This is a genomic window from Endozoicomonas sp. ALD040, from assembly GCF_049275945.1.
In the GTDB taxonomy this organism is placed as follows: domain Bacteria; phylum Pseudomonadota; class Gammaproteobacteria; order Pseudomonadales; family Endozoicomonadaceae; genus Endozoicomonas_A.
This window is the reverse complement of sequence record NZ_CP184829.1, coordinates 3,808,507-3,834,136: the sequence shown is the minus strand read 5'-3', so window position 1 is coordinate 3,834,136 and position 25,630 is coordinate 3,808,507. Positions and strand designations below refer to the sequence as shown.

Genomic DNA, 25,630 nt, shown 5'->3' with positions numbered 1-25,630 from the left:
TGACTATCAGGCTTTCCCCATAAAGGCACTCATAATCTCGCGAGCCTCGTCCGACTGAAGTCGTTCAGCAAAAAGAGCGCCTTCATCGGTCAGTCTTTTCTCGACATCACTGCGGTAGGACTGTTTAAGCAGTTTTTTGGTGTATCTCAGTGCTTCTTTTGGCTTGGCGGCCAACTCTTCAGCCCTGGCCAGGGCATGTTCAAAGATATGATCAGTATCAACCGCTTCGTTGGCTATACCGTAATCCCGGGCCGTTTCTGCATCAAAAAAGTCCCCCAGCATAAGCAGTTCTGCGGCACGCTGATGACCCATCACCTGAGGCAGCAGAAGGCTGGAAGCCGCCTCCGGGACCAGGGCCAGGTTGACAAACGGTAATCTCAGCTTGGCGTTTTTAGCAATATAAACCAAGTCGCTGTGCAACAGCATCGTAACACCAACACCGACAGCGACACCACTGACCGCTGCCACCAAGGGCTTTTCCAAAGCAACCAGTTGACGAAGGAACGTCATTACAGGGGAGTCGAGACCCAGACCCTGTTTCAGAAAGTCACCCAGATCATTGCCTGCCGTAAAGGCATCGGTGTATCCCTGAATCAGAACAACACGAACAGCATCATTCTTATCTGCATCGGCCAGTGCTTTGGCCATATCGGCATACATAGCACTGGTCAGGGCATTCTTTTTTTCCGGCCTGTTCATGGTCACAATCAAGACCGAACCATTTTGCTCAAGCACTACATTATTTTCAGACAAATTCATCACCTTTGAGAGTTGTTTTCTTATTTTCCTGAGTTCACTAATTTGAACACTAACCGCAGCCAGTCTCGGTAAATTGAGACCCGTATCTCGACCCAATTATTCTTTCCCAAGCTCCGCAAGGGAATGTATACCCCCTGAAAATCCGGGCTCTAAAATCTGTGGTAAGGTATGGGTTCCCACGCTTGGGTCCAGAGAGTTAAAAGCATGGGAGCCAGAGAAACTATAGACCAACGCCTCGACCCATCCTTAATAATGGTAAGGAAAACGAGAAAAGTCCCTGGATCTCTTTTCCAGAAAAGCATCACGTCCTTCCCTGGCTTCTTCCGTGCCATAGGCCAGCCGGGTTGCTTCGCCGGCAAACAGCTGCTGGCCAACCATACCATCATCAGTCATGTTTAAGCCAAATTTCATCATGCGAACAGCTGTTGGTGATTTCTCGCCGATCATGCCTGCCCATTGCAGAGCCACTTCTTCCAGCGTTGCGTGAGGCACTACTTTATTAACCATGCCCATTTCAAAGGCCTCCTGAGCGGAGTAATCCAATCCTAGGAAAAAGATTTCGCGGGCCCGTTTTTGTCCGACCATTTTGGCCAGATAGGCTGAGCCATACCCCGAATCAAAGCTGGCTACATCCAGATCAGTCTGTTTGAAAATGGCGTGTTCTTCCGAAGCCAGTGTCAGGTCGCAGACAACATGCAGGCTGTGCCCACCTCCTGCGGCCCACCCGGGCACTACCGCCATCACCACCTTGGGCATAAACCGGATCAGTCGCTGCACTTCAAGAATGTGCAAACGCCCCAGACGGGCATGATCCTGCGCATCCTGAGGTATTCCCTCATACTTGTAGCCGTCTTTGCCACGCATACGCTGGTCGCCTCCGGAGCAGAAAGCCCAACCTCCATCTTTCGGGGATGGACCGTTGCCCGTCAGAATCACAACGCCTATATTGCTGGAGGTTCTCGCATGTTCGAGCGCCCGGAACAGTTCATCCACTGTCTGGGGTCGAAAAGCATTTCGACACTCGGGCCGGTTAAAAGCAATTCTCACGGTTCCCTGATGTCTGGCTCTGTGATAAGTAATGTCTTCAAATTCAAAGCCATCCACTTCCTGCCAATGTTCCGGATTAAAAATTTCAGAAACCATAGGACCTCCCGAGACACACAGACCGTAGCGACAAAAGATTTTAGCGAACAATTGTCGTATAACAGCCAGGCAGTGCCATTAAATAATCCATAAAAAAGCCGTGATTCAGAAGCCTTGCGGATTGACTGAAGCATAGCCCTGTCTAAAAGTTATGAAAAACCTTTACCATGGGTTGGTGTCTGTCAATAAGGCAATATCCAGGAGAGTTTTTCATAAAAATCGGATATGATCTGCGAATATTTCACAATACATAAAAGCCTGACCCACTTAAGAGCCTCAGGATATAACAGAAAAAATACTCATGGAGTTATAACAATGGCCACGGTGCAAGAAATCTTTGATGAAATGCCCAACCGTTTTGATGCCATTGCCGCAGTAGGGCAAAAACTGATTTTTCAGTTTGATATTACGGACGGGGATAGCTATCACATTACCATCGATGACGGCACTTGTCGTGTGGTCAGGGGCACCAGTAATGACCCCAGTGTCACCTTAATCACAGACACTGAATCTTTTGTCGGTATCATGACCGGTAAACTGGATGGCATGCAGGCCTTCATGGCTGGCAAGGTTCGCACTGAAGGCAATATGATGCTGGCTACCAGGCTCAACGACTTTTTTCGCAACGAATGACCTTCTCCGGAGTTAATGGCCTCTCGACCTGTTGGAAATCAGCAGGTCTCTCCCTCTCTATCGGCACTTCTGTTTGATTGGTATCATAGTACCCAATTTCGCATAAGTAGCTATTTTCAATTCCTTTCCAATCGTGAGTGCAGTTTATGAGTGATCAGTCTCTGGTTTCGGACTTTAAACAGGCCATGCAGGAACTAGCAGCCTCCGTCAACGTCATTACTTCACAACATGACGGATCAAGAAACGGTCTTACGGCCACAGCCGTATGCTCTTTATCCATGGAACCGGCTTCCATGCTGGCTTGTATCCATGAAGACGTACAGACACTGGCAGAAATCAGAGCCAGCGGTTATTTCTGTATCAATGTTCTGAGCGCAGACCAGCAAAATGTATCTGATGTATTTGCCGGCAGTTCAGGTGCCAGAGGCGAGCAGCGATTCCTGGAAGCAGGAGACTGGACAACGTCTCAATACGGAGCACCCATGCTGGATGAAGCTTTGGCCAGCGTCGTCTGTGAACTGCAGGAAATCAATAAGTCCGGTACCCATCATATTTGTATTGGCCATGTTCGCGAAGTTCGCCTGAACCGGGGCTCATTGCCACTGGTTTATGCCCGGCAACAATACGGCACTCTGACCGATCTGTCTGAAGCAGAAAGAGCTGCCTGAATATGAGAATTCTCACGATAGCAACGCCATCTATCCTGATAGAAATCCACCCACAAAAACATAAAAGTCCATGAGCCGTATTCAACATACTCTCGCAGCGATCGACAAGCTGCATGAACAAGACCCTGAAACCTTCGAAGGTAAAGCCAAAGAACTGATCTATGCAGAGAATATGTCTGCATGGCTCCATAAGTTAAGCCCGGATGCTTCTGAAGAATTGCAGATTGCTGTTCGCAGCCAGCATCTCTGCCGTTGGGAAATTCCGCGCTCAGAATTCCCGATGGATCGCCCCGGATACCTTAAATGGCGAACCGAACTGGGCAAGCTGCACGCCCGAAAAGCAATAGCGGTCATGCAGGAGAATGGTTACAGTCAAGAGAGTTGCAAGCAGACCGAAAGTATCATTCGCAAACTTGGTATCAAACGCAATGCCGAAGCACAGACCCTTGAAGACTGCGCCTGTCTGGTATTTATTGAAACCGACTTTCTGAACTTTGCCGGGAAGCACCCGGAAGATAAAGTTATTCGAATTGTCCAGAAGACCTGGGCCAAAATGTCAGAACAGGCTCACCGGGAAGCCCTTGCACTGGATCTGCCTGCTGAAGCAGTGAGCCTGATTCTGAAAGCTCTGACTTAGAAAGGATTTCAATGAGCATACGTCTTGGCAAGTTTATTCGGGAAGCCTTCTTCACGCTGCTAATCGGTGTTGCAGTCATGACGGCATACAACGTCTATCTACAAAAAGATATGCCTTCAGGCAAGGCTCCAGAGCTGCGTGCAATCCCCATAAACGGAGAAGCAGTCGACCTTTACACACTGTCTGAGGAAAAGCCCGTCCTGCTTTATTTCTGGGCCAGCTGGTGCCGGGTCTGTCACTGGGTCAGCCCTGCGGTGAGTGATTTGTCAGAAGAGTATCAGGTCGTTAGCGTGGCCCTGGCCTCGGGCAACAATGAGAGAGTAGCGCGATACCTTAATGCTAAAGATTTGCACTTTTCCGTCATTAATGATCCGCAGGGCTCTGTCAGCAGAGCCTGGAATGTCAGCGTGACGCCGTCTATTTTCATCATCAGAAACGGTGAAATCAAAACCATTACAACAGGCTACACCAGCAAGGCAGGAATGCTGGCAAGGCTGTGGATAAATCAATAGCTTATCTAAGCATTTGGTAATTACCTTTGATCCAAAATCACGGTTTCAGGATAATGGCTGTTTAGAATGACTCGTTTCTCAGCCATGAAATACCTACGATACCTGACAATAGGAACCTTGCTCCTCCTGATGTCGGGTTGTACCACGCAGAACAACTTATCGTCACCAGAAGTTTCTCTGCCAGCGGCCTTTTCTCAATCCGGCAATGAAGCCAGGTACAGCCTCTGGTGGCAAAGCTTCAATGACCCCCAGCTCAATACTCTTATTGAAAAAGCACTGACCGATAATTTCAGTCTGAAAGCGGCAACGGACAGGCTTCGTCAGGCTGAAGCCGCTGCCAGACAATCTGGAGCAGCATCACTTCCCAATGTTGATGCGACCTTCGCAGGCAGCCGAACCCGTCAGTCTTCCAATAATATGGAGCAATTTCAGATCGGATTGATGGCCAGTTATGAAATTGATCTCTGGTCACGCCTGACAGCCAATGAAGCCTCTGCAGAATTCGATTTTCTCGCCAGCCGAGAAGCACTGGCCATTGCAACAATAACATTGTCGTCTGAAGTAGCCCGTCACTGGTATGAATTGGTCACCCAGCAAACTCTGATCAAACTCTATCACCAGCAGATTGAAAATCTGACCCGTCAGCTGTCAGTGATTGAACTGCGATTCCGATACGGTCAGACACAGGCAGAAGACCTGCTGCAACAGCAACAGCTTCTGGAAAATCTTAAGGCTAAAAAACTCGCCGCCGGGCATCAGAAGCAACTGACTTCCCGACAGTTGGCGCTTCTGATTGGGACAAGCACTCTGCCCTCAATCGATATTCCGGAAACCCCGGAGCTGAAACCTCTTCCTGCTACCGGCTTGCCAGCTGACCTACTGAGTCGTCGCCCGGATCTGAAACAGGCCTGGTTTAATGTCGAGCGTCAAAACCAGCAATTAATAATGGCCGAAGCCAACCGGCTACCTCAGATCAATCTCACGGCCTCAGTGTTATCCACCAGCTCAAACTTCTCTTCTCTGATGAATGATTGGGCAGCCAATCTGGCGGCCGGACTGATAGGCCCACTCTTTGACGGCGGGATGCGTAAAGCTGAAGTCGATCGTCGACAAGCTGCTTTAAGCGAATCTCTGAACACATACTCTCAAGCAGTTCTCGAAGCCTTTACGGAAGTAGAAACCACACTGACTCGCGAACAGTCCGTGCACCAGCACCTAGAGAGTATTGACAAACAATTGTCGTTAGCTTTGAAGGCAGAACAGTTCAAACTCACCCGATATCAGAATGGTGACAGCACTTTTCTTGAAGTGTTAACCGCACAAAACAGCAGACTGGATCTGGAACAACAGAAACTGATTAGCAAGGGCAATCTTCTGGCCGCGCGAATTCAACTTTACCGAGCTCTGGCAGGTGATCTGAACATAGAAAAGCTCGTCCGGCATGGAAGCATGGCAAGCACTGAACAAGACAAGGCTCTGCTCACACACTGATATGAAAATGAATCCCCCCATCCAACACCTGAAAAAACCTGCTGCTCCTCTATTGATCCTTGTTATCTCGGTTATTGCAGCATGGTTGCTGATGACGACCTCCCCCAAAGCCGGTCGTGCCGAACCCGGGAAAAAAGCCCAAATGGTGGAAACGGTTACCGTTGAACAACAAACCGTCAACATTCGTGTCAGGGGTCTGGGTACCGTTATCCCCAGTCAGCGGGTCACTCTTTATCCTGAGATCAGTGGCAGGGTCGACGGTATCCTTGATGGTCTGGTGCCCGGCTCCCGTGTCAGGAAAGGTGAGCTGCTTGTGGCTCTGGATCAGGATGAATATCAGATTCTTGTTCGGGAACAGGAAGCCGCTGTCGCTCAGGCATGGTCGGAATTGAAGCTGGAGCAGGGACAGCAGAATATCGCCCGGCAGGAGTACGAACTGACAGGCAATACGCTCTCTCCGGAAGAAGAAGCCCTGGTCCTTCGGCAACCTCAACTGGAAGCCGCCAAAGCAGCCTTAAGTCAGGCTCAGGCGAATCTGGATCAGGCAAAACTGAACCTTGGAAGAACACACATAACAGCTCCGTTTGATAGCCAGATCATCAGCAACACTATTCACCCCGGCAGTCAGGTTAACAACAGCACCGCTTTGATGGTGCTGATCTCTACTGACCGCTTCTGGATCGAAATGGAAGTGCCTGCCGGTCAATTGCAATGGCTGAATTTTGCCAACGAAGACCCTGCCGGTAGTGCGGTGAAAATCACCAGCCCGGATTGGGGTACGGAGTCCCGTCAGGGAACACTGATCTCCGTATCTCCGGAACTGAACGACGGTTCTCTGATGGCAAAAGTCATTATTGAGATTGAGGACCCGCTGGCTCAACGAGAAGAGAATAACGATAAACCTCCCGTCATGATTAATGACCTGCTCCGAGCAGAGATCCTGGGCAAAAAAGTGGACAATGCCTTTGTCGTGCCTGAAGCACTGATAAGAAACAGCCATCAGGTCTGGCTGTTAACCCGGGATAACAGTCTTGAGATTCGTACCCTCTCACCTGTATACCGTGATTCCGAAAAAGCGATCCTGCTTTCTGGTCTTGAAGATGGTGACCAACTGGTCAGCTCCTCGCTGATTGCCCCTGTCGATGGCCTGCCCTTGCGAAGAACTGAAAAGCCTTTTGATGCAGGTAAGCAGCCATGAACGAAAATAAAGGCGCTATCGCGTGGATGGCCCGTGACAAAATCACTCCGAATCTCCTGATGCTCTTTCTGATTATCGGCGGCCTGTTTGTCACCTGGGGCATCAAGAAAGAAATTATGCCGGAATTCAATGTTGATCGGATCGAGGTCGCTGTCAGTTATTCGGGAGCAACACCCGAAGAGATCGATCTGGGTATTGTACTGCCTGTTGAAAATGCCATCCGGGGCATTGAAGGCATTGATGAGATCAACTCAACTTCGGTTTCAGGCTCAGCCTCAATCACCGTCAAAGTAATGGAAGGGTATGATGCCAACCAGATGCTTCAGGAAATTGATCAGGCAGTAAACCGGCTCACCACGCTGCCGGAAGAATCTGAAAAACCAAGGATATCCGTCAAGAGTCGTAAAAGAGAAGTCATGGAAATCATGATCTACGGTGATGTCGACAAGCGGATTTTGCGTACTCTGGCAGAAAACGTTCGCGACCGTTTACTGCAAGACCCCGGACTCACCCAGATTGAGCTGGATATGGAACCAGGGCATGAGATTCAGATCAGTATCGATCAAGATCAGCTTCAACGTTATGAATTGACTCTGGGAGAGGTCTCCGAAGCTATCAGTCAACAGGCATTCGATCAAACTTCCGGAGAAATTAACGCTATCGGGGGCGACATCAGTGTAAGGGTTCAGGAACGTCGTGAACAGGTTGACACTTTTCGTGATGTTCCGATCAAATCAATGACCAGTGGCAGCACCCTGAAACTGGGAGACATTGCCACACTCAGCCATGAATTCGACGATGACGGAATGGAAGCACGTTATAACGGTCAGCTGGCAGCCGGACTGACTGTTTACCGTGTAGGAGAACAAACGCCCATCGGTGTATCGGATACCGTAAGAAATATTCTGCTTGAGATAAGGGCGGAACTGCCTCCCGGAGTGAGCATCGATATCACCGATGATGACTCGGTAAACTTCAAAAACCAGATGAACCTGCTTTTGAAAAATGCATTCCTGGGGCTGCTACTGGTGCTGGTTCTTCTAAGCCTGTTTCTGGAGTACCGCCTGGCCTTCTGGGTCACCATGGGGATTCCGACACCCTTTCTTGGAGCAATGCTATTACTGCCCGGAATGGATGTTTCCATCAACATTATTTCCATGTTTGCCTTTATCATCGCCCTTGGAATTGTGGTGGATGATGCCATTATTGCCGGTGAAAACATCTATCATCGTCGTCAGGAAGGAATGAGTTTTTCCAGAGCAGCTATTCTTGGCGCCAGAGACGTCGCCGTACCACTGACGTTCAGTATCCTGACCAATATGGTAGCCTTTCTCCCGATTCTGACCCTGCCCGGAATGCTGGGTAAGCTACAGCAGGCCACTCCGCTGGTGGTCATCAGCGTATTCGCTATTTCATGGATCGAGGCCCTTTTTATTCTCCCTGCCCATCTGGGGCAAACGAAAGACAGGCCAAAAGGTAAAGCAGGTCAATGGCTGGACAGCGTTCAACAAAGTGCCAACAATCGTCTAATGTCGTTTATAAACACAAGATACAAGCCAGCACTAAACAGCATTCTTAATCATAAATACCTGTCACTTTCCGTTGCCCTGGCTATTGTAGTGCTGGTTGGAGCATGGCAAGCCAGCGGCAGGCTGGGCTTTTATCTGATGCCCAGAACCGATGCCAGCTTTGTCAGGGTCATCGCGACCCTCCCATACGGTAGTCCAGACAGTAAAATCAGGGAAACTCTGGCAATCATTGAAGCTGGCGCTCAGAAGCTGGCCCGGGAAAATGGCGGCGATAAACTGGTTAGCGGCCTTACAACCATCATTGAGAACGAGGTGATCAGAGTTTCTCTGAACCTGACGGCTCCTGATGTACGTCCAATCAATACGGCTGAAGTTGCCAGACTCTGGAGGAGAGCCAATGGTGAAATGAACGGCCTGCTGAGTATCACTTACACAACGACGGGTCATGGACCGGGAGGTGATCCTGCCCTGACCGTTGAACTGAGCCACAGCGACACTGAAGTTCTTAGTCAGGCCAGTGAATTCCTCTCACGGCAACTGCAACAGTTTAGCGGAGTCACAGATATCTCCAGTAGTTTTGCCAGTGGTAATCCTCAGCTGGATATCCGTATCAGTCAGGAAGGCATGGCAATGGGACTCACTGCTGATGATATTTCAAAGCAGTTGCGCAATGCTCTCTTTGGAGTCACTGCTATAAAACAACAGGAAGGAAGAAACGAAGTTTCGGTAAAAGTCATGTTGAACGAAGCACTGAGACAGAGTGAAGCCGACCTTCTCAACATGATGATTCGTACTGACGACGGCAACTATATTCCTCTGACTCGTGTCGCAACCGTAGACCATAGCATTGCACCATCAACTGTCATCCGCAGGGATGGTAACAGAACCGTTGATATTACCGCAGAAGTGAACCCCAGAGGCTCTACACCTCAGATCATCAGCTCTTTGCAAAAAAATGTGTTTGACGAGCTTTTGGCAAAGTATCCGGGACTGCAAATCGACCTGGGAGGAGACCAGAAACGTGCGGCAAAAAGCATGAGCGCACTGCTGAAGTCGAGCCTGCTGGCCATGCTTCTGATCTACGCTCTGCTGGCTATACCTTTTCAGAGCTTTACCCAGCCGCTGCTGGTCATGGCAGCTATTCCCTTTGGACTGGTAGGTGCTTTCCTGGGTCATATGATACTGGGTTACACCCTGAGTATGATCAGTTTTATGGGCGTTATAGCACTCTGTGGTGTTGTAGTGAACGACAGCCTTATTCTACTCACTACTTACAACAAGCACAGAAAAGATGGTAAAGATTGGCGAGAAGCGATTAATAAGGCCGCAACCCGACGATTCCGCCCCATTATCCTGACGACACTGACCACTTTTGGCGGCTTAGCTCCGATGATTTTCGAAACATCCCGTGAAGCTCAAATGCTCATCCCCATGGCGATCTCCCTGGGCTTTGGTATTCTCTTTGCCACATTTATCACTCTGGCCATCATTCCCTGTCTGATTGGCGTTGGGCACGATATCAAAAGCCGGTTTAAGTGGGAGGCAGGGCAAGCTTATTGATGTAAACCGAAACAATGCCTTAGCAGCCTGTCGGACTTAAGCGTCCGTAGCGAGGATTGCAAGAAATTGAGGATAAAAATCTCTGTTTCTGAGGAGAATAGCGAGCTATTTGACGAAGAAACAGGGATTTTTAGACCAATTTATTGCAACCGCACGACTGCATGGATGCAGGAGCTAGAGCAACGCAGGAGCAGTTGCCGAGTAGGACAGTCTTAAGTCCGACAGGCTGCTTAGGTCTCTGAACCAAAAATCGCCATTTCTTGTGGCTTTCCTGGTCTATCCTTCCTCCCTGTAAACCAGAAGGCAAGGATAGGATGATTAAACATTCACGCTTTGCAACACTACTGTTGCTTTCGTTGTCTGTCATCGGCCAGGCCGAGGCGTTGACAAGACGTTTTGTTGTCGAGCTTCAACCTGATTCAGGTTCTCCTTACCAAAGCTTTTCTATTAAGCCAAACCACCCTGCCTTGTCGGGCAACACATCCGATATTGCTGACGCAAGCCTCTGTGCAGGATCAGATTCGCCCACTGAAGAAAAGCGACACACTCCGTATGATTACGGGATAAAAACAACCATCATTGAATCAATTTCGTGGCAATGGCTTTACGCCACGAAGCTGCTGATTGCTCATGAAATGATCCTGCACACCCAGGACAGCCCTCTATACTCCAACCCTTATTCATGGCCACCTGTAGAAGCATTTATCACTGTCGGCCTGCTTCTGAAAAGCTATTGGAACCCCGATTCACCCTCGTTTAACCCGATGGGACAACAAGAGGCTGCATTGATGTTGACACAGGAGGAGTATCCATTTGTGATCAACAGCGTGACCTCTGGCTCAGGAGCTGACCAACAACATGACCAAAAACATGGCCAGCCAGCAGCATCATCCAACCAACAAGCTTCAGGGACAACCACCCGGCTTAGAGGCACTATTACCAGTCACCCGCCTTCTGACTCTGGCGACGGTAATGGAGACCCTGAACACCAGCAGCACACTTTCGGTTTAAATTGTTTGGCAGATAGCTGTAATGGCGTTTGTAAATTCCGACAATCAGGAGCAAGACCGAAACAATGGTCAAGGCTCAATGAAGATTCCGATCGACAGAGCGTCCCTTCCAGAAAAGTCAGGCTCTCCTCTTCGCTTACCCGGTTGCCACCCACCTCCCTCCCGGCAACGACAGCACAGGCGCTGCCGGTTTACCAAAACAGAGACAACACCGGGCAACAAACCTGTCACAGAATAGTGGTCGGGCCCAATGGCCGTCTGATGCTGTGCGGGACAATCTGCCAAAATGCTCAAATTCTGATGGATCACAAAAGAAGATTTCACCAAAATACCTGTTACGAAACAATGATCGGGCCGAACGGTCAGCTGCGGCCATGCGGAGCGGTCTTCCAAGATGCCAGAACCATGATGTATCACAAAGCAAGATGTCACTCCGGGCAAAGATTCTGTGACATAACAGTGGTCAGGCAGGATGGTCAGCAGAGGCCATGCGCAAAGCTCTTCCCCAATAGCCAGAGTCTGTCGGTTCACAAAAGCAGATGCCACCGACATACCTGCGAAGTAATAGTGGCCTGGCCCGATAATCAACGGAGGCCATGCGGGCGTCACTTTAGAAGCGCCCAAGACCTGATGACCCACAAAAGAATCCATCAAAGACTCGGGCCTGTAGCCTTAAAAAGGCTAAGAGCCATAAAGAAAGCTTTTTTTATCTCGAGGCAAAAATGACTAAAAAATACTTTCATAAAACAGAGCAATCATGATCTTTGGGAAGCAGTGTCTCAAACAAATTTTGGTATTTCTCACGCAAATGATTATTGCGTTTTGAAAAATGATCCATAACAGTATTGCCTTGGTTGTCTTTGATGTGCATTAGCTTAAAAAATGTTTCAAGACCAAGTTTTTTAATTAAAAGATCACCGATTTTGTTATTGATATATTTACAGGAAAAGAAATTGTGCAGCGGTGTGCAGCCGTTATTGTCTTTAAGCTTTAATAACTCAACCAGCAGGAGAGCATCTGCATTTGGTTGACATAGCCGATTCATCATATGCTCTTGTAATGTTTTTGAATCAATACAACCAGATAGTAATGTTGAATTGATGGTTGCCAAGAATAGTAAATGTAAAGGAGTTGAGCCATCGTTTTTCATACGACCTTGCAAAAACAGACTTAATCCATAGTTTTCATCCAGCCAATTGACGGTATTAATGATATCATTCAGTTCTGTATCTACAGAATCAATAAGCCTGGGCTCAAACAGAATATGCAATAGATTTCCACCGGTCGCAGGATTTATTTGTTCAAGAAAGGCTTTGCCCGAATCACCCAGGGAATAAACTATGTTTTTCAGGATTTCTTTATAGATAAACAGATGTAAAACTTTATAATGACCATCCTGTAAAGAGAAGAAGAACTCCTTTACTTTCTCCTCACTCATCATGCTTACTATTCCCTGGAATATCTGCATATTCAAACAGGCTAGCATTTCCCGCTGTTCACTGCTATCAGGATAGAACTTGAATTCCTTAGGACATTTCCATTTGCGGTAAGCTATGACGTATCGACTCAGGGCTGTGGTTATTGGGCATTGTTCACCTTGCTGTGGACTTGTAGCCCATTTGGAAAAAGTATCTTTATTGACTGCATTCTTCTGCAATGTAATCACGTGAAGAAGGTTTTCCGGCAAGGATTTTTTATTGTAGAAAGTTTGTTCAAGTATATAGATTACAGATTCTGTTAATTGGGATGGAGTTTTCTGACTGAAAAAACGTTCAATATCCGCCTCTGTTTTCCTGGAGATACTCATTAAAAAATATTTGGGATCGTTCGATAGATCTTGTTTTAATTTTGTATCACTTATTTGGCTGAAATAATATTCTGCATCAACAAAACGTTTGGCAGCTAAGGCATGGCGGTACAATTCAGCAGCAAATGAATTTTGCAAGGCCTCGTTACTGGTGTTCATGATCCTGTATTTGAAGTAATCCCACTGCCCCCTGACATCAAGCATATGCTGCAACAGGGTTGTCTGATGTCTGGTTTTGTAAAGCAGCAGTTTAATTCTTAATTCTGGATCCGCAATCTGCTTCCAGAGAAATTCAGCCAAGCCCATTTTACTCCTGTTCATGGCCTCTACAATCGGAGTTTGCTCTTGCTGCCGTGTGATGTCCTGATGATCAGTACCGTCGATTGTCTGATCCCAAATACGTCGATCACCAGCAATGATCAGAATCCGGTGGTAAGCGATCATATCCTGCAGCATGTACTCTATACCTTCTTCAATTTCTCTATGAGAATCAGTAGAGTTGAGAAGCCACTGTTTAAAGAAGGAATGGCCTTCCAATGTGCAGATCGACAGCACCTTAAACCTCAGTGATTGATCGTGGATAGTCATGCAGAGAGAGGCAACTTTATCAAGCTTGTTAAGCTCAAGGCACTTTTGTATCAGTGAATGGCCCGTTTCCGATTGCACGGTACAAAGCCTGGCTTTTTGAACATCATCCAATTCTTCAGTCAGTATCAATACCAATTCATCAGAATGGAGTCGTGTGCCTGTGCAGGCCCATAGTAAAGCAGACTCATTGGATTTTCCGGTAAATTGGATAGCGTCAAAGCGTTCCTGCGGGTTCAGCTTACATAACAGTTGTTGAATACGGTGAAAGTATTTTTCAGTCCTTAGCTGGAGGGCTCCACCGGGCCTTGCTCTGTCATTGCACATGAACTGTAGTATGCTTTGATCAAGGTCGGGACTCCCCTTCAGGAGTTTTACAATCAATTCCCTGTTTTCATCAAAGACGGTGTCAAACAGATGGGTACTTTTATTATAGAGACAGGCAAATGCAAGGGGAGAAGCAAGGTCATTTATGGGTTGGGTGAGCATCTCCAAAAGGGTTTGTCTATCTATTTTCTCTTCCAGCTTCTTGAGTAATGGTTTATCCATAACACAGCATATCAGATGTAAAAACGTTTTGTTGTCATCGTATGGTTCTAACAGTGCATGCTGTAGTTCTTCCGAAGACAGTCGGTCAAATAAAACCTGGAAAAAAATATGGCCTGCCTTTTCGGTAACGACGGCCAATTCAATAAGTGAATTCGTAGGTTCAGATCTTACCCAGTTTTGAGAGGGTCGGGTAACAGTGAATAGACTTTGAATCTGAGCATCACTGAGAGCATTTACCTGGGCTTCGATCTCCTGATCTTTTTCTTGCTCCAGGGATTGATAAATACGCTCGAATTCAGCGCCCCATGGAATCATTTTGCAGGGTTTATCGGCATCTGAGTTGATAAAGGGTTCAAGTGTAGTGACCGATCGAGCATTAATGTTACTTTCAGGGGGGAATGCTGCAACCAGGGTTAAAGATGGCAGCTTGGAGGAGTGCGGATCATCTGGGTCCAAAACATCCAGTTGCCTTTTAAAGCTTTTAGATAAACTGCTCCCTTTGGGTTCAGTGTCTGAATTAACGGGTAGTGGGCTTGGGTTCGGGCGAATATTCATTAAAAATTTACCTCCTGATTGTTACACATACTTTAATCTGGAGATCGTAAACTTAAGTCTCCCTCAGTATCGCTGTGCAGCATGAAATTATAATTTTTCGGTTGATTTGTTAGTAATCTTTTTGCACTTAGACTCTTGACAATGAGAAAGGTTCAATGACAAGAACAAAAAAATATCTCCATAAACGTCTGGGGATTCACTTATCGTTCAACGGATTCTTGTTGGTCGGGCTATCATCAATGTCTTGAACTTTCATGCTAAAACCGAATCTAACTCTCAGAAACAATTTTGGGTATCCCTGCCAACTAAAGTTAAAATTATGGAGAAACGAGCCATGAATTTCATAAGAAGCCTTTCCTGTTTTGGTGGCTCACTGACATCAACTCCGGATCAAACTCGATCAGGTACATCATCTGGTACCACTCTGGGTAGGAACGTTATTCAAGGTAACAAGAACAAGCCTTTAATGTTGCTCGATCTGCCCCCGGACATACAATCCGAAATTTCTACTTATTTGAAGGATTATGACGTTGCCAAATTAACACGGACACATTCCTACATTAACAACACACTCAAAAATGATACAGCAATGGCAAAGGCATGGTATCGCCAGTTTCCTTCATCCCATCAGGCTCTGCTGAAGAGAATCGTCGCTGCAAAAGATAAAAATCAACTTGAGGCTTGGTTGGGGCGCTTTACAAAAGACGAGGCATTAATCAAGTCAGTCATGGATCGCCAGAAGAGTATTTGTTTTCCTGCTGTGTTTTTTTCCACTCTCACTAAACTGATGTCTGAATGTAAAACATTTAAATTAGAGAGAAGAGCCACCCTCCCCGATAGTGCTGGTGTGAAATCGGCCAGTTTCAGCCCCGATGGTCGCCATGTGATCACCTGCAGTAGAGATAACAGGGTGAAAGTTTATGGCCGTAAGGACGATGGCTCATTGGAAAAAAAAGTTACTATCACTCACGAAGACACCGTCAACTCAGCCACCTTCAGCCCCGATAGTCGCCATGTGTTGACCATAAGTGACGATAAAACTGTGAAAATCTGTGGTCAGAAGGACGATGGATCATGGGAAGAAAAAATCACTATTTCCCATGAAGAAAGGGTCAGGTCAGCCAGCTTCAGCCCTGATAGCCGACAGATGGTGACTGCCAGTGATGATTGCAAGGCGATCATTTATGGCCCCAAAGACGATGGCTCATGGGAAGAAAAAGTCATTATTCAACACGATGATAAAGTCTTGTCAGCCAGCTTCAGCCCCGATAGCCGCCACCTGGTGACCCGCAGTGACGATGAGGAGGCGAAAATCTATTACCAGAAGGATGATGGGTCATGGGTAGAAAAATTCACTGTTTCCCACGACAACTATATCTTCTCAGCCAACTTCAGTGCCGATGGCCGCTATTTGGTGACTGCTGGTATCGATGACAGGGTGAAAATCCATGGCCTGGTGGCCGATGGTTCCTGGGAAAAAAAAATCGCCATCCGTAATAAAGGCATCAAATCAGCAACACTGAGCGCAGACAATCGCCATTTGGTGATCAACTGTCACGATGGCAGGGCGATAATCTATGGCCATAAGGAGGATGGATCATGGGAACGAAAAGGCTTCATTGCCCATAAACATGTCAATTCAGTCACCTTCAGCCCCGATAGCCGACATTTGCTGACCTACTGTAAAAATGGTAAGGCGAAAATTTATGGCCAGAAGGACAATGGATCCTGGGAAAAAAAAGCCGTCATTCGCGATAAAGATACTTTCTTCTCAGCCAAATTCAGCGCCGATAGCCGCCATGTAATCACCTGCAGTGAAGATAACACGGTGAAACTCTATGGCCGAAAGGTCAATGGATCGTGGAAAGAAAAAACCACCATTTCCCATGTTGGTCTTGTCACATCAGCAAGCTTTAGCGTCAATGGCCGCCACCTGGTCACTGTCAGTATCAATGGAACGGCGAAGATTTATGGCCAGGGGAACTATGGATCATGGCAAGAAAAAGGCATCATTCACCGTCGTGATCCGATCGGGGCAGCCACCTTCAGCATCGATGGCCATGTGTTGACCGCAAGTGACAGCGTACAAATCACTGAATTACAGATGAATAGCTAAATGTTTGCGAACACTCATTAGCTCAGAGCCACATTATTTTGCTGCAACACATGTTAAATGACACGGCAAAAATCACTGAACTTCAGATGAATAAATGATTGTTTGCTGTCACTGGTAAATTGCTCTACAGGTGACGACCATTATCGATCTCGGTATAAAAATCCATGGCCTGGAAGCCGATGGAGCATGGGAACAAAAAGCCATCTTTTCCGATATACATATCCTTTTCCAGGAAGGCGTTTTTATTGAGGCTGTGTTTTTCACTATAACCAGCAAAATCTTTGTTCAGCGTGCCAATCACGTCCCCTTCCTGAGTTAATTTCAGTGTGAGGATATCCCCGGAGTGACTGTCTTCCTCGGTATTTGCGCCCTTGCCTGTGCCTGTTATCTAAATATAGTGTTATATTTAGTCTAAATAATGATTTAACTTGAATCTAAATAAGGTGATTTTATGTTGCAGAGAGTGCTTTGTGGGTTCACGACTTCTATTAGTAAGTTCAAAACCAATCCGGGCAATGCCATAGCGGAAGCCCAGGGAGAGGCAATCGCAGTGACCTCGAATAATGAGGTTCAGTTCTATGCTGTACCGGCTGAGCTGTTTGAGGAAATGACCGCATTTTGCGAGTATGCTCAACATGGCACTTCTGAGTTGAGGAGTGTTCCTGGTCGTTTTACTACAACCGATGAGATGGTTGAGCAGATGACTGAAAAGCTGAGAACCAGGTCAGATGATGACTTGGGGGAATTTGTTGAATGCGAAAACAAAACATAAAAGCCAGCGATAACCAACTGATTTGAAATCCTGGAAGATGATCAGAATCATCGAGGAAAGACAGAAAGAAGGGATGGGAAAGGACGTTTTAATCCCTCCGAGGCTCAATTCGATCGATTGAGTGAAAAAACAAAAAAAAGTACTAACTACCAATAAAAAGTAGGGTTGTAATGGCTAAGTTGGAAAAAATTGCTGAAGGGTTTCGCGAAAAATTTTGAGAGGGAAGAACGACATTTTACAGGCTAGAGATTAAGTACCTGGCCAGTTGGTTTCGCATATTCTGGCAAGTGGATTTTTTCATCCTTCAAGGCGCAACGACGGGCGCGTAGCCATAGCTACGCAACCAGAGTTGGAACGCAGAAGGGTGGAAAAAGCCGCCGCCCAGAATATGCGAAACCAACTGGTTAGGTACTTAATGACTGATTGTTTGCCATCAATCCTGTGATTAGAAGTTGTCCAGAGAGCATGAGAACAATGTGAACTTTCACACTAAAACCGACTCTAAGCTGCAGAATCAATTTTGAATCTCCTTGACAACCAGGGATAAAAAAATAACCACGAAAAACGAATTATGGATTGCATAAATAACCATTCCGGTATTGGTGATAAACTTCCATCAAGACCAGATCAATCTCCACCAGAGACGCCAAGTGGTAGCACTGCGGGTAGGAAAGTCACTGTACACGACAAGAATGAGTTTTCATTATTGCTGTATTTGCCCCCGGGAATACAGTCCAAAATTTTCACCTATTTGCGAGTTCATGATATTACCCAATTAACACGGGCAAATTCACGCATTAACAACAGGCTCAAAAATGATGCAGCAATGGCGAGGGCATGGTATCGCCGGTTTGCTTCATCACACCAGACTCTTTTAAAGACAATCGTCGCTAAAAAAGATAAAGATGAACTCCAGAAATGGTTGCAGCGCTTTACAAAGGATGAGGCATTAGTCAAGTCAGTCACGGATCGCCAAGAAAGTATTTATTTTCCTGCGCTGTTCTTTTTCACTCTCACTAAACTGATGTCTCAATGCAAAACATTTAAATCAGAGACAGCCATCCTCCCCGGTAATAACAAGTTGTGCACGTCTACTATCAGCCCCGATGGCCGCCACGTGGTGACCGCCATTGACAATAAAACGCTAAAAATCTATGGCCAGAAGGACGATGGATCATGGAAAGAAAAAAGCACTGTCTCCCATAATAACAATGTATTCACAGTCTCTTTCAGCCCCAATAGTTGCCATGTGGTGACCGCCAGTGTTGGTGGTGAGGTGAAAATTTATGGTCAGAATAACGATGGCTCATGGGTAGAAAAAGCCACTGTTTCCCATGACAAATTTGTTTTCTCAGCTATCTTCAGCACCGATGGTCGCCATCTGGTGACCGCCAGTAGTGATAACAAGGCAAAAATTTATAGCCACAAGGACGATGGATCATGGTCAGAAAAAGCCATTATTCGCTACGATGAGCCAGTCATATCAGCCACCTTCAGCAATGATAACTGCCATGTGGTGACCACCAGTTTATTCGGCCAGTGGAAAATCTATAGCCAGCAGAACGATGGATCATGGACAGAAAAAGCCGTTAACCACGATGATTCAGTCAGATCAACCACCTTCAGCGCCGATGGCTGCTATTTGGTGACGACCACTATCCATCACGGTGCAAAAATCCATGGCCTGGAGGCCAATGGAGCATGGAAACAAAAAGCCATCTTTTCCGATATGCATAGGGTCAACTCAGCCATACTCAGCGACGATAGTCGCCATTTGGTGACCTCCAGTTACGATGGCAGGGCGATAATCTACAGCAAGAAAGACGATGGATTATGGAGAAAAAAAGCCATTATTTACCATGATCATCGTGTCGATTCAGCCACCTTCAGCCCCGATAGCCGCCATATGGTGACCGCCAGTTGGGATTGCACAGCGAAAATCTACGGCCTGAAGGGCAATGAATCATGGGAAGAAAAAGCCATCATTTCCCATAACAATTTTGTCTACTCAGCCACCTTCAGCCCCGATAGTCGCCATGTGATTACCCGCAGTCAAGATAACACGGTGAAAATCTATGACCAGAGTATCAATGGTTCCTGGGAAGAAAAAGCTACCATTTCCCATCTCGGGAGAGTCACATCAGCCACCTTTAGCATCGATAGCCGCCTTGTGATCACCGGCAGTGACGATGGCACGACAAAAATTTTTGGCCAGCAGAGTGATGGAACCTGGGAAGAAAAAGCCACCATTTCCCTCAATATTCCCATCGGATCAGCCACCTACAGCATCGATGGCCATGTGTTGACCGTCCATGGCTTTAACACAGTGAAAATCACTGAGCTACAGATGAATGACTCTTGATTAAATCGGCAACGAGCGCAACACTCGCTGTTATGGACAAGGTTCAAGCTACCTTGTCAATGATAAATTCTGCATCAGGGTGCTCTTTGAGTAAGATACGCTTTTGCGTGTCAATGCTGGATTTTTGCTTTCCAGAACTCACTCTTGTATAGCATATCTTCCTCTGCTGGTTAATGAATATGCGGAAGTGACCACCACTTCTTCACTTTTTCGTAGTGACCGCTTTCGATCTTGCGCCTTATAGTTTGGCTGGTTACGCCTTCAATCTTGGCTAGCTTTGTAGTTGAACCCCACAAGATAAATTCACCTTTTGACGATTTATCTTGTGTCTAGCAGCCTGTCGGACTTAAGACTGTCCTACTGCGGTTGCAATAAATTGGTCTAAAAATCTCTGTTTCTTGCAATCCTCGCTACGGACGCTTAAGTCCGACAGGCTGCTAGCGTAATTGATTTTGCGATTGTTGCAATTTTATTTGACTGTCACTCATTAGCCCAAACCCTCATATTCTTCTGCAACATCTGACCAATAAGCCAGATATATTCGATTCCATATGGCTGAGTACTTATTGATCATTTTTCCCGGATCAAAACCCTGCTTTTTTGTTAGTCAGGCTTACAACAATGTCTTGAACTCTCACAATAAAACCGACTCTAAATTGCACAGTCAATTTTAAATACCAACCCAATTTAAATAATAACTATGGGGAAACGAGCCATGAACTTCATAAAAAGCCTTTCCTGTTTTGGTGGCTCACTTTCATCAACAGCGGATCAGTCTCGATCAGAAAGAAGAAGTGGTACCGCCATGAATAGGAACGTCTTTATACATAAAAGGAAAAAGCCTTCACCATTGCTCAGATTGCCCGAGGAACTTCAATCCAAAATCTGTACTTATTTGCAGGCTCATGATATTGCCAAATTAGCGCAGGTAAATTCACACATTAACATCACTATCAAAAATGCTGATTTAATAGCAAAGGCATGGTATCGCCAGTTTGCTTTATCACACCAGACGCTACTAAAGACACCCCTCACTTCAAAAGACAAAAATCAACTCGAGGGTTGGTTGAGGCGCTTTACAAAGGATGAGGCATTAATCAAATCAATCATGGATCGCCAAGAGAGCAAGTATTTTCCTGTTTTGTTCGTTTCCACTGTCACTAAACTGATGTCTGAATGTGAAACATTTAAATTAGAGACAAAAGCCACATTCCCCGCTTTTGGTAAATCGGACTTGTTTAAGTTCAGCCCCGATGGCCACCATGTCATAATCCCTATTGACAAAGGGAAAGTGAAAATCTACGGCAAGAAGGACGGTGGATCATGGGAAGAAAAAATCACTATCTCTCATGATGACTGGGTCAGGTCGGTCACTTTCAGCGCCAATAGCCGCCATGTGGTGACCACAAGTGACGATAAAACCGCAAAAATTTATGACCTGAGTACCGATGGATCATGGGTAGAAAAAGCCACTATTTCCCATGTTAAATCTATCTTTGAAGCCACCTTCAGCCCCGCTGACCGCTATATCGTGACCGCCAGTAAAGATGGCAAGGCGAAAATTTATGGCAAGCAGGACGATGGTTCATGGGTAGAAAAAGCCATCATTTCCCATGACGACTTTGAAAACTCAGCCGAATTCAGCGCCGATGGCCTCTATGTGGTGGCCATTGAACATCGCAGAGCAATAATCTATGGCAAGCAGGACGATGGGTCATGGGTAAAAAAAGCTATTATTTCCCATTACAAACCTGTCAGGTCAGCCAAATTCAGCGCCGATAGCCGCCATCTGGTGACCTGCAGTAACGATGGCACCGTAGCAATCTGTGGCAAGAAGGACGATGGATCATGGCGGATAGAAATCATCTTGACCGTCCATGAAGATAACACGGCAAAAATAACTGAACTTCGTATGAATGAATGACTGATTGTTTGCTGTCACTCATTAGCCCGGGTCCACATTTTTCTTCTGCAATTCCTGCCCGGCAGCTTATACCAATCGTGCTTTCCCGTGTTGAGCGTGGAGATTTGAGCCTTATGACAAGGCGACAATCGCCAACCCAAAGCTGACGGGCGCACAGTATGTGCGTCCCTGTTGAGCGTGTTGTTAGGTGGCGTGGCTATTGGCGCGAGAGTAAGACTTGGAGCATTTCTTTGATAGCGGCAATATCAGAACCTTGCTGGTCAAAACGCTTATCTTGCTGGTCAAAACGCTTATCTTGCTGGTCAAAACGCTTCTCTTGCTGGTCAAAACGCTTCTCTTGCTGGTCAAAACGCTTATCTTGCTGGTCAAATCTCTGGTGCATCTCACCACGGGTTTGACCAAGGCCGTCAATTACGTCAGCCAGGGTGTTACGGATATTATTAATCTCTGTCGTCTGAGGTTTGGGTTTGGGTTTCACACTCATGGGTTACTCCTTGATAAAATGTCGAAGAAGATCAGCATAGCAGAGACTGGCACAAAGACACCTAACACAGGATTAAGGCTCAGATCTTCAGCGCACCAGGGAGTTAGAAAGTTCGATTAGTATTAAGCCCCTTTGAGTTATCAGAAGCCGAGACAGCTCCGGGCTCTGAGTCGCCTTTGACTCCCTCTGAGACTTCTCCTGCTTCTTCAACCGGGCAAAGAAAAGCTTTATAGGTGGCCCTCACCATATGTTTGAACAAATCATTGTCAGGCAAATTAACTGGATAAAGCCTACCTCCCTCATTATTCAGGTAGCAGTTGATCACAGAAATAACGTGACTTTCCTGATCACTGGCATAAGCCATCACTTCGCCATCTTGATTCAGAAGAAAAACAAAGATCATATTGTCTTCTTTGATAAGAACAGCAAGGAAACAGCCTCCCTTAGGATTAGGAAGCGTCAGAACGTATTCATTCTTTTCCAAAGTCCGGATACTGTACCGTGGCCAAGTGTACGCTCTCATCCAGCCAAAAAAGATCAACCCTAACACGACATCCTGTCGAATGGCAGACTGTGCCTGAGTTAATAGCTGCCGAAATTTATCTATCCTGCTATCATCTGGATCGTCGGGGACGAACGTGTCCATGTTGCTTTCAAAATAACAGTCATTGAAGGATGTAGTTGTTGTGACTGGTTGCTCGCCGGCAGGTTCATCAACCACTGAAGTCTGCTGCTGGACAAGGCTAGAATCGTCCTGCTGATTAACCCGTTCACAATCAGACTGATTTCCCCCATCTGGAGCAGGTGCAATAACCACTTCATTAAAAAAGCCACTCGTGGAAGACTCTAACAAAGCCATTTTGCTTGTTGAAGGTCCATCAAAAGCAACAGCCTTTATCCTGGGACCCAGCTTCAGACTGGAAGCCGGTGGTAGCTCTTCACACTGGCAAGTATTCTCAGTGGATAAATACACCATTTTGGGCTTGGGGTCCTTACCTCTGGAACTTGGGGTATTAGCCGCCAGCCCTCTTTTTCTTATTCTTGCCTGGGCGATCTCCCTTTTTTCCCTGAACTGCCTGTGACATCGATAACATCGACAATCACAGTCATCGAGATGACGGTTACACTGCTTACACCTTTGACGACCCGATTCATCCGTTACTATTTTATCTTTCCCGTCGCCGTTACATCCATGACTGTAGAAGACTCCAGGCAACAAAAATACAAACAACAGCACACTCAAACCCGATCTAAGCATAAACCCTCCTGAACCAAACCGTTCAGGCAGACTAGTTAATTAATTCAGATTCGTCATCTTGAATGCCATTGCTTTTAGCCTTTCTGTAGCCGGAACTGTTCAATAAAGAACCCTGACCCGATTCCCCTCTGAATCACGCTCTGTAATATCTCTGTTGGTCGCTTTCCAGCGTCCTCCCTCATAAGGGAATTTTGTTCCTTTCCACCATCACCAAACTGATGTCTGAATGTAAAACGTTTGAATCAGAGGCAAAAGTCACCCTCCCCCTTAGAGGCTGTCGCAAAAGCCCAACAACTCGTTCCCACGCTCTGCGTGGGAATGCATACTTCTCCTGAAAAGCGGACTCTGCAGCTCGAGATAAGTATGGATTCCCACGCTGGGACCCACAGGGCCTAAAAGCATGGGAACCAGAGTTTTGCGACAGCCTCCTTAATGCTGGGTTAGACTTCTGAGCCTTAAGACAGGGCGACAATCGCCAACGCAGGATTAAGTACCTAACCAGTTGGTTTCGCATATTCTGGACGGCGGCTTTTTCCATCCTTCTGCGTTCCAACTCTGCTTGCGTAGCTATGGCTACGCGCCCGTCGTTGCGCCTTGAAGGATGAAAAAATCCACTCACCAGAATATGCGAAACCAACTGGCCAGGTACTTAAGGCTCAAATTTTCAGCGCACCAGGGAGTTAGAAAGTTCGATGGGTATTAGCCCCGTTGAGTTATCAGAAGCCAAAACAACTCCAGGCTCTGAGTCGCCTTTGACTCCCTCTGAGACTTCTCCTGCTTTTTCATCAATGTAACGAAAAGCTTTAAAGGTGGCCCTCACCATATGTTTGAACAAATCATTGTCAGGCAAATCAACTGGATAAAGCTTACCTCTCTCCTTATTCAGATAGCAGTTGATCGCAAAAATAACGTGACTTTCTTCATTACTGGCATAGCCCATCACTTCGTCATCTTGATTCAGAAGAAAAACAAAGATCATACTGTCTTCTTTGATAAGAACAGCAAGGAAAAAGCCTCCCTGAGGATTAGGAAGCGTCAGAACGTATTCATTCTCTTCCAAAGTCCGGATATTGCGCCGGGGCCAAGTGTACTCTCTCATCCAGCCAAAAAGGATCAACCCTAACACGACATTCTGTCGAATGGCAGACTGTACCTGAGTTAATAGCTGCCGAAATTGATGTACCTTGCTATCTGGATCGTCGAAGACGAACGCTTCCATGCTGCTTTCCAAATAACAGTCATTGAAGGATGAAGTTGTTGTGTCTGGTTGCTCGTTGGCAGGTTCATCAACCAATGAAGTCTGCTGCTGGACAAGGCTAAAATCATACTGCTGATTAACCCATTCATAATCAAACTGATTTCTCCCATCTGGAGCAGGCGCAATAAGCACTTCATTGAAAAAGCCACTCGCGGACGACTCTAACAAAGCCATTTTGCTTGTTGAAGGTCCATCAAAAGCAACAGACTTTATCCTGGGACCCAGCTTCAGACTGGAAGCGGGTGGTAGCTCTTCACACTGGCAAGTATTCTCAGTGGATAAATACACCACTTTGGGCTTGGGGTCCTTACCTCTGGAACTTGGGGTATTAGCCGTCTGCCCTCTTTTTCTTATTCTTGCCTGGGCGATTTCCCTTTTTTCCCTGAACTGCCTGTGACATCGATAACATCGACAATCGCAGTCATCAAGATTACGGTCACACTGCTTACACCTTTGACGACCCGATTCATCCGTTACTATTTTATCTTTCCCGTGGCCGTTACATCCATGACTATAGAAGACTCCAGACAACAAAAATACAAACAACAGCACACTCAAACCCGCTCTGAGCATAAACCCTCCTGAACCAGACCGTTCAGGCAGACTAGTTAATTAACTGAGATTCGTCATGGTGAATTCCATTGCTTTTAGCCTTTCTGTAGCCGGAACTGTTCAATAAAGAACCCCGACCCGATTCCCTCTGAATCACGCTCTGCAACATCTTTGTTGGTCGCATTCCAGCGTCCTCCCTCATAAGGGAATTTTGTTCCTTTCCGCCATCACCAAACTGATGTTTGAATGTAAAACGTTTGAATTAGAG

General features: G+C 46.5%; 19 protein-coding genes. 12 read left to right on the top strand and 7 right to left on the bottom strand.

Features of this window, described 5'->3' with window-relative positions; genetic code table 11:
• Window positions 1-6: 6 nt before the first annotated feature.
• Window positions 7-753, bottom strand: a complete 747-nt coding sequence (locus ACOJUN_RS13910) for an enoyl-CoA hydratase-related protein (protein WP_422132541.1) — start codon at window positions 751-753, stop codon at window positions 7-9.
• A gap of 252 nt (window positions 754-1,005) precedes the next feature.
• Window positions 1,006-1,902 (bottom strand): 1,4-dihydroxy-2-naphthoyl-CoA synthase, encoded by an 897-nt coding sequence (locus tag ACOJUN_RS13905; protein WP_422132540.1) that lies wholly within the window; start codon window positions 1,900-1,902, stop codon window positions 1,006-1,008.
• Window positions 1,903-2,127: 225 nt separating this feature from the next.
• Here ACOJUN_RS13905 and ACOJUN_RS13900 point away from each other — a divergent pair, with 225 nt between their 5' ends.
• The 8 genes from ACOJUN_RS13900 (at window position 2,128) to ACOJUN_RS13865 (ending at window position 11,866) form a co-directional block, all read left to right on the top strand.
• Window positions 2,128-2,535, top strand: coding sequence for an SCP2 sterol-binding domain-containing protein (locus ACOJUN_RS13900; RefSeq protein ID WP_422132539.1), 408 nt, complete (start codon window positions 2,128-2,130; stop codon window positions 2,533-2,535).
• A 146-nt stretch (window positions 2,536-2,681) separates the two neighbouring features.
• A complete protein-coding gene (locus ACOJUN_RS13895; RefSeq protein ID WP_422132538.1) occupies window positions 2,682-3,203 on the top strand; it encodes a flavin reductase family protein in 522 nt (173 codons plus the stop codon).
• 70 nt (window positions 3,204-3,273) lie between these two features.
• Window positions 3,274-3,840: a DUF4202 domain-containing protein gene (locus tag ACOJUN_RS13890; protein ID WP_422132537.1), complete on the top strand. Its 567-nt coding sequence runs from the start codon at window positions 3,274-3,276 to the stop codon at window positions 3,838-3,840.
• Between the two features lie 11 nt (window positions 3,841-3,851).
• The gene (locus ACOJUN_RS13885) at window positions 3,852-4,352 is read left to right on the top strand and encodes a protein disulfide oxidoreductase (RefSeq protein ID WP_422132536.1); all 501 of its coding nucleotides are present in this window, start codon (window positions 3,852-3,854) and stop codon (window positions 4,350-4,352) included.
• A 66-nt stretch (window positions 4,353-4,418) separates the two neighbouring features.
• Window positions 4,419-5,843, top strand: a complete 1,425-nt coding sequence (locus tag ACOJUN_RS13880; RefSeq protein WP_422132535.1) for an efflux transporter outer membrane subunit — start codon at window positions 4,419-4,421, stop codon at window positions 5,841-5,843.
• Window positions 5,844-5,850: 7 nt separating this feature from the next.
• Window positions 5,851-7,041, top strand: a complete 1,191-nt coding sequence (locus ACOJUN_RS13875) for an efflux RND transporter periplasmic adaptor subunit (RefSeq protein WP_422132534.1) — start codon at window positions 5,851-5,853, stop codon at window positions 7,039-7,041.
• Complete coding sequence (locus tag ACOJUN_RS13870; protein ID WP_422132533.1) at window positions 7,038-10,130, top strand: efflux RND transporter permease subunit; 3,093 nt, start codon at window positions 7,038-7,040, stop codon at window positions 10,128-10,130. Before ACOJUN_RS13875 ends, ACOJUN_RS13870 begins: the two co-directional genes overlap by 4 nt.
• A gap of 314 nt (window positions 10,131-10,444) precedes the next feature.
• On the top strand, window positions 10,445-11,866 hold the full coding sequence (locus tag ACOJUN_RS13865; RefSeq protein ID WP_422132532.1) for a hypothetical protein: 1,422 nt from the start codon (window positions 10,445-10,447) through the stop codon (window positions 11,864-11,866).
• Between the two features lie 13 nt (window positions 11,867-11,879).
• Here ACOJUN_RS13865 and ACOJUN_RS13860 read toward each other — a convergent pair whose 3' ends face one another.
• Window positions 11,880-14,636, bottom strand: a complete 2,757-nt coding sequence (locus tag ACOJUN_RS13860) for a hypothetical protein (RefSeq protein ID WP_422132531.1) — start codon at window positions 14,634-14,636, stop codon at window positions 11,880-11,882.
• 334 nt (window positions 14,637-14,970) lie between these two features.
• Here ACOJUN_RS13860 and ACOJUN_RS13855 point away from each other — a divergent pair, with 334 nt between their 5' ends.
• Window positions 14,971-16,752 carry a WD40 repeat domain-containing protein gene (locus ACOJUN_RS13855; RefSeq protein WP_422132530.1) on the top strand — a complete coding sequence of 594 codons (1,782 nt, stop codon included), beginning with the start codon at window positions 14,971-14,973 and terminating at the stop codon, window positions 16,750-16,752.
• A 124-nt stretch (window positions 16,753-16,876) separates the two neighbouring features.
• Here ACOJUN_RS13855 and ACOJUN_RS13850 read toward each other — a convergent pair whose 3' ends face one another.
• On the bottom strand, window positions 16,877-17,053 hold the full coding sequence (locus ACOJUN_RS13850) for a hypothetical protein (protein WP_422132529.1): 177 nt from the start codon (window positions 17,051-17,053) through the stop codon (window positions 16,877-16,879).
• A gap of 150 nt (window positions 17,054-17,203) precedes the next feature.
• Between ACOJUN_RS13850 and ACOJUN_RS13845 the strand changes: the two genes are divergently transcribed.
• The 3 genes from ACOJUN_RS13845 to ACOJUN_RS13835 all read left to right on the top strand — a co-directional run bounded on the left by ACOJUN_RS13845 (window position 17,204) and on the right by ACOJUN_RS13835 (window position 21,810).
• Window positions 17,204-17,524 carry a hypothetical protein gene (locus ACOJUN_RS13845; RefSeq protein WP_422132528.1) on the top strand — a complete coding sequence of 107 codons (321 nt, stop codon included), beginning with the start codon at window positions 17,204-17,206 and terminating at the stop codon, window positions 17,522-17,524.
• Between the two features lie 571 nt (window positions 17,525-18,095).
• Entirely contained in the window at window positions 18,096-19,886 is a 1,791-nt protein-coding gene (locus ACOJUN_RS13840; protein WP_422132527.1) for a WD40 repeat domain-containing protein, read from the top strand.
• A 715-nt stretch (window positions 19,887-20,601) separates the two neighbouring features.
• Window positions 20,602-21,810, top strand: coding sequence for an F-box/WD repeat-containing protein (locus tag ACOJUN_RS13835; RefSeq protein ID WP_422132526.1), 1,209 nt, complete (start codon window positions 20,602-20,604; stop codon window positions 21,808-21,810).
• 196 nt (window positions 21,811-22,006) lie between these two features.
• On the opposite strand, the gene ACOJUN_RS13830 is transcribed toward ACOJUN_RS13835, so the two are convergent.
• From ACOJUN_RS13830 to ACOJUN_RS13820, 3 genes are all read right to left on the bottom strand, one after another.
• Complete coding sequence (locus tag ACOJUN_RS13830; RefSeq protein ID WP_422132525.1) at window positions 22,007-22,294, bottom strand: hypothetical protein; 288 nt, start codon at window positions 22,292-22,294, stop codon at window positions 22,007-22,009.
• Window positions 22,295-22,397: 103 nt separating this feature from the next.
• The gene (locus ACOJUN_RS13825; protein WP_422132524.1) at window positions 22,398-23,552 is read right to left on the bottom strand and encodes a hypothetical protein; all 1,155 of its coding nucleotides are present in this window, start codon (window positions 23,550-23,552) and stop codon (window positions 22,398-22,400) included.
• A gap of 664 nt (window positions 23,553-24,216) precedes the next feature.
• Entirely contained in the window at window positions 24,217-25,383 is a 1,167-nt protein-coding gene (locus ACOJUN_RS13820; RefSeq protein ID WP_422132523.1) for a hypothetical protein, read from the bottom strand.
• Window positions 25,384-25,630 lie beyond the last annotated feature (247 nt).

Bases quoted from the DNA above. Each gene is read 5' to 3' on its own strand.
- ACOJUN_RS13905 (WP_422132540.1), bottom strand. From the start codon at position 1,902: ATGGTTTCTGAAATTTTTAATCCGGAACATTGGCAGGAAGTGGATGGC.
- ACOJUN_RS13900 (WP_422132539.1), top strand. From the start codon at position 2,128: ATGATCTGCGAATATTTCACAATACATAAAAGCCTGACCCACTTAAGA.
- ACOJUN_RS13895 (WP_422132538.1), top strand. From the start codon at position 2,682: ATGAGTGATCAGTCTCTGGTTTCGGACTTTAAACAGGCCATGCAGGAA.
- ACOJUN_RS13890 (WP_422132537.1), top strand. From the start codon at position 3,274: ATGAGCCGTATTCAACATACTCTCGCAGCGATCGACAAGCTGCATGAA.
- ACOJUN_RS13885 (WP_422132536.1), top strand. From the start codon at position 3,852: ATGAGCATACGTCTTGGCAAGTTTATTCGGGAAGCCTTCTTCACGCTG.
- ACOJUN_RS13880 (WP_422132535.1), top strand. From the start codon at position 4,419: ATGACTCGTTTCTCAGCCATGAAATACCTACGATACCTGACAATAGGA.
- ACOJUN_RS13875 (WP_422132534.1), top strand. From the start codon at position 5,851: ATGAATCCCCCCATCCAACACCTGAAAAAACCTGCTGCTCCTCTATTG.
- ACOJUN_RS13870 (WP_422132533.1), top strand. From the start codon at position 7,038: ATGAACGAAAATAAAGGCGCTATCGCGTGGATGGCCCGTGACAAAATC.
- ACOJUN_RS13865 (WP_422132532.1), top strand. From the start codon at position 10,445: ATGATTAAACATTCACGCTTTGCAACACTACTGTTGCTTTCGTTGTCT.
- ACOJUN_RS13860 (WP_422132531.1), bottom strand. From the start codon at position 14,636: ATGAATATTCGCCCGAACCCAAGCCCACTACCCGTTAATTCAGACACT.
- ACOJUN_RS13855 (WP_422132530.1), top strand. From the start codon at position 14,971: ATGAATTTCATAAGAAGCCTTTCCTGTTTTGGTGGCTCACTGACATCA.
- ACOJUN_RS13845 (WP_422132528.1), top strand. From the start codon at position 17,204: ATGTTGCAGAGAGTGCTTTGTGGGTTCACGACTTCTATTAGTAAGTTC.
- ACOJUN_RS13840 (WP_422132527.1), top strand. From the start codon at position 18,096: ATGGATTGCATAAATAACCATTCCGGTATTGGTGATAAACTTCCATCA.
- ACOJUN_RS13835 (WP_422132526.1), top strand. From the start codon at position 20,602: ATGAACTTCATAAAAAGCCTTTCCTGTTTTGGTGGCTCACTTTCATCA.
- ACOJUN_RS13830 (WP_422132525.1), bottom strand. From the start codon at position 22,294: ATGAGTGTGAAACCCAAACCCAAACCTCAGACGACAGAGATTAATAAT.
- ACOJUN_RS13825 (WP_422132524.1), bottom strand. From the start codon at position 23,552: ATGCTTAGATCGGGTTTGAGTGTGCTGTTGTTTGTATTTTTGTTGCCT.
- ACOJUN_RS13820 (WP_422132523.1), bottom strand. From the start codon at position 25,383: ATGCTCAGAGCGGGTTTGAGTGTGCTGTTGTTTGTATTTTTGTTGTCT.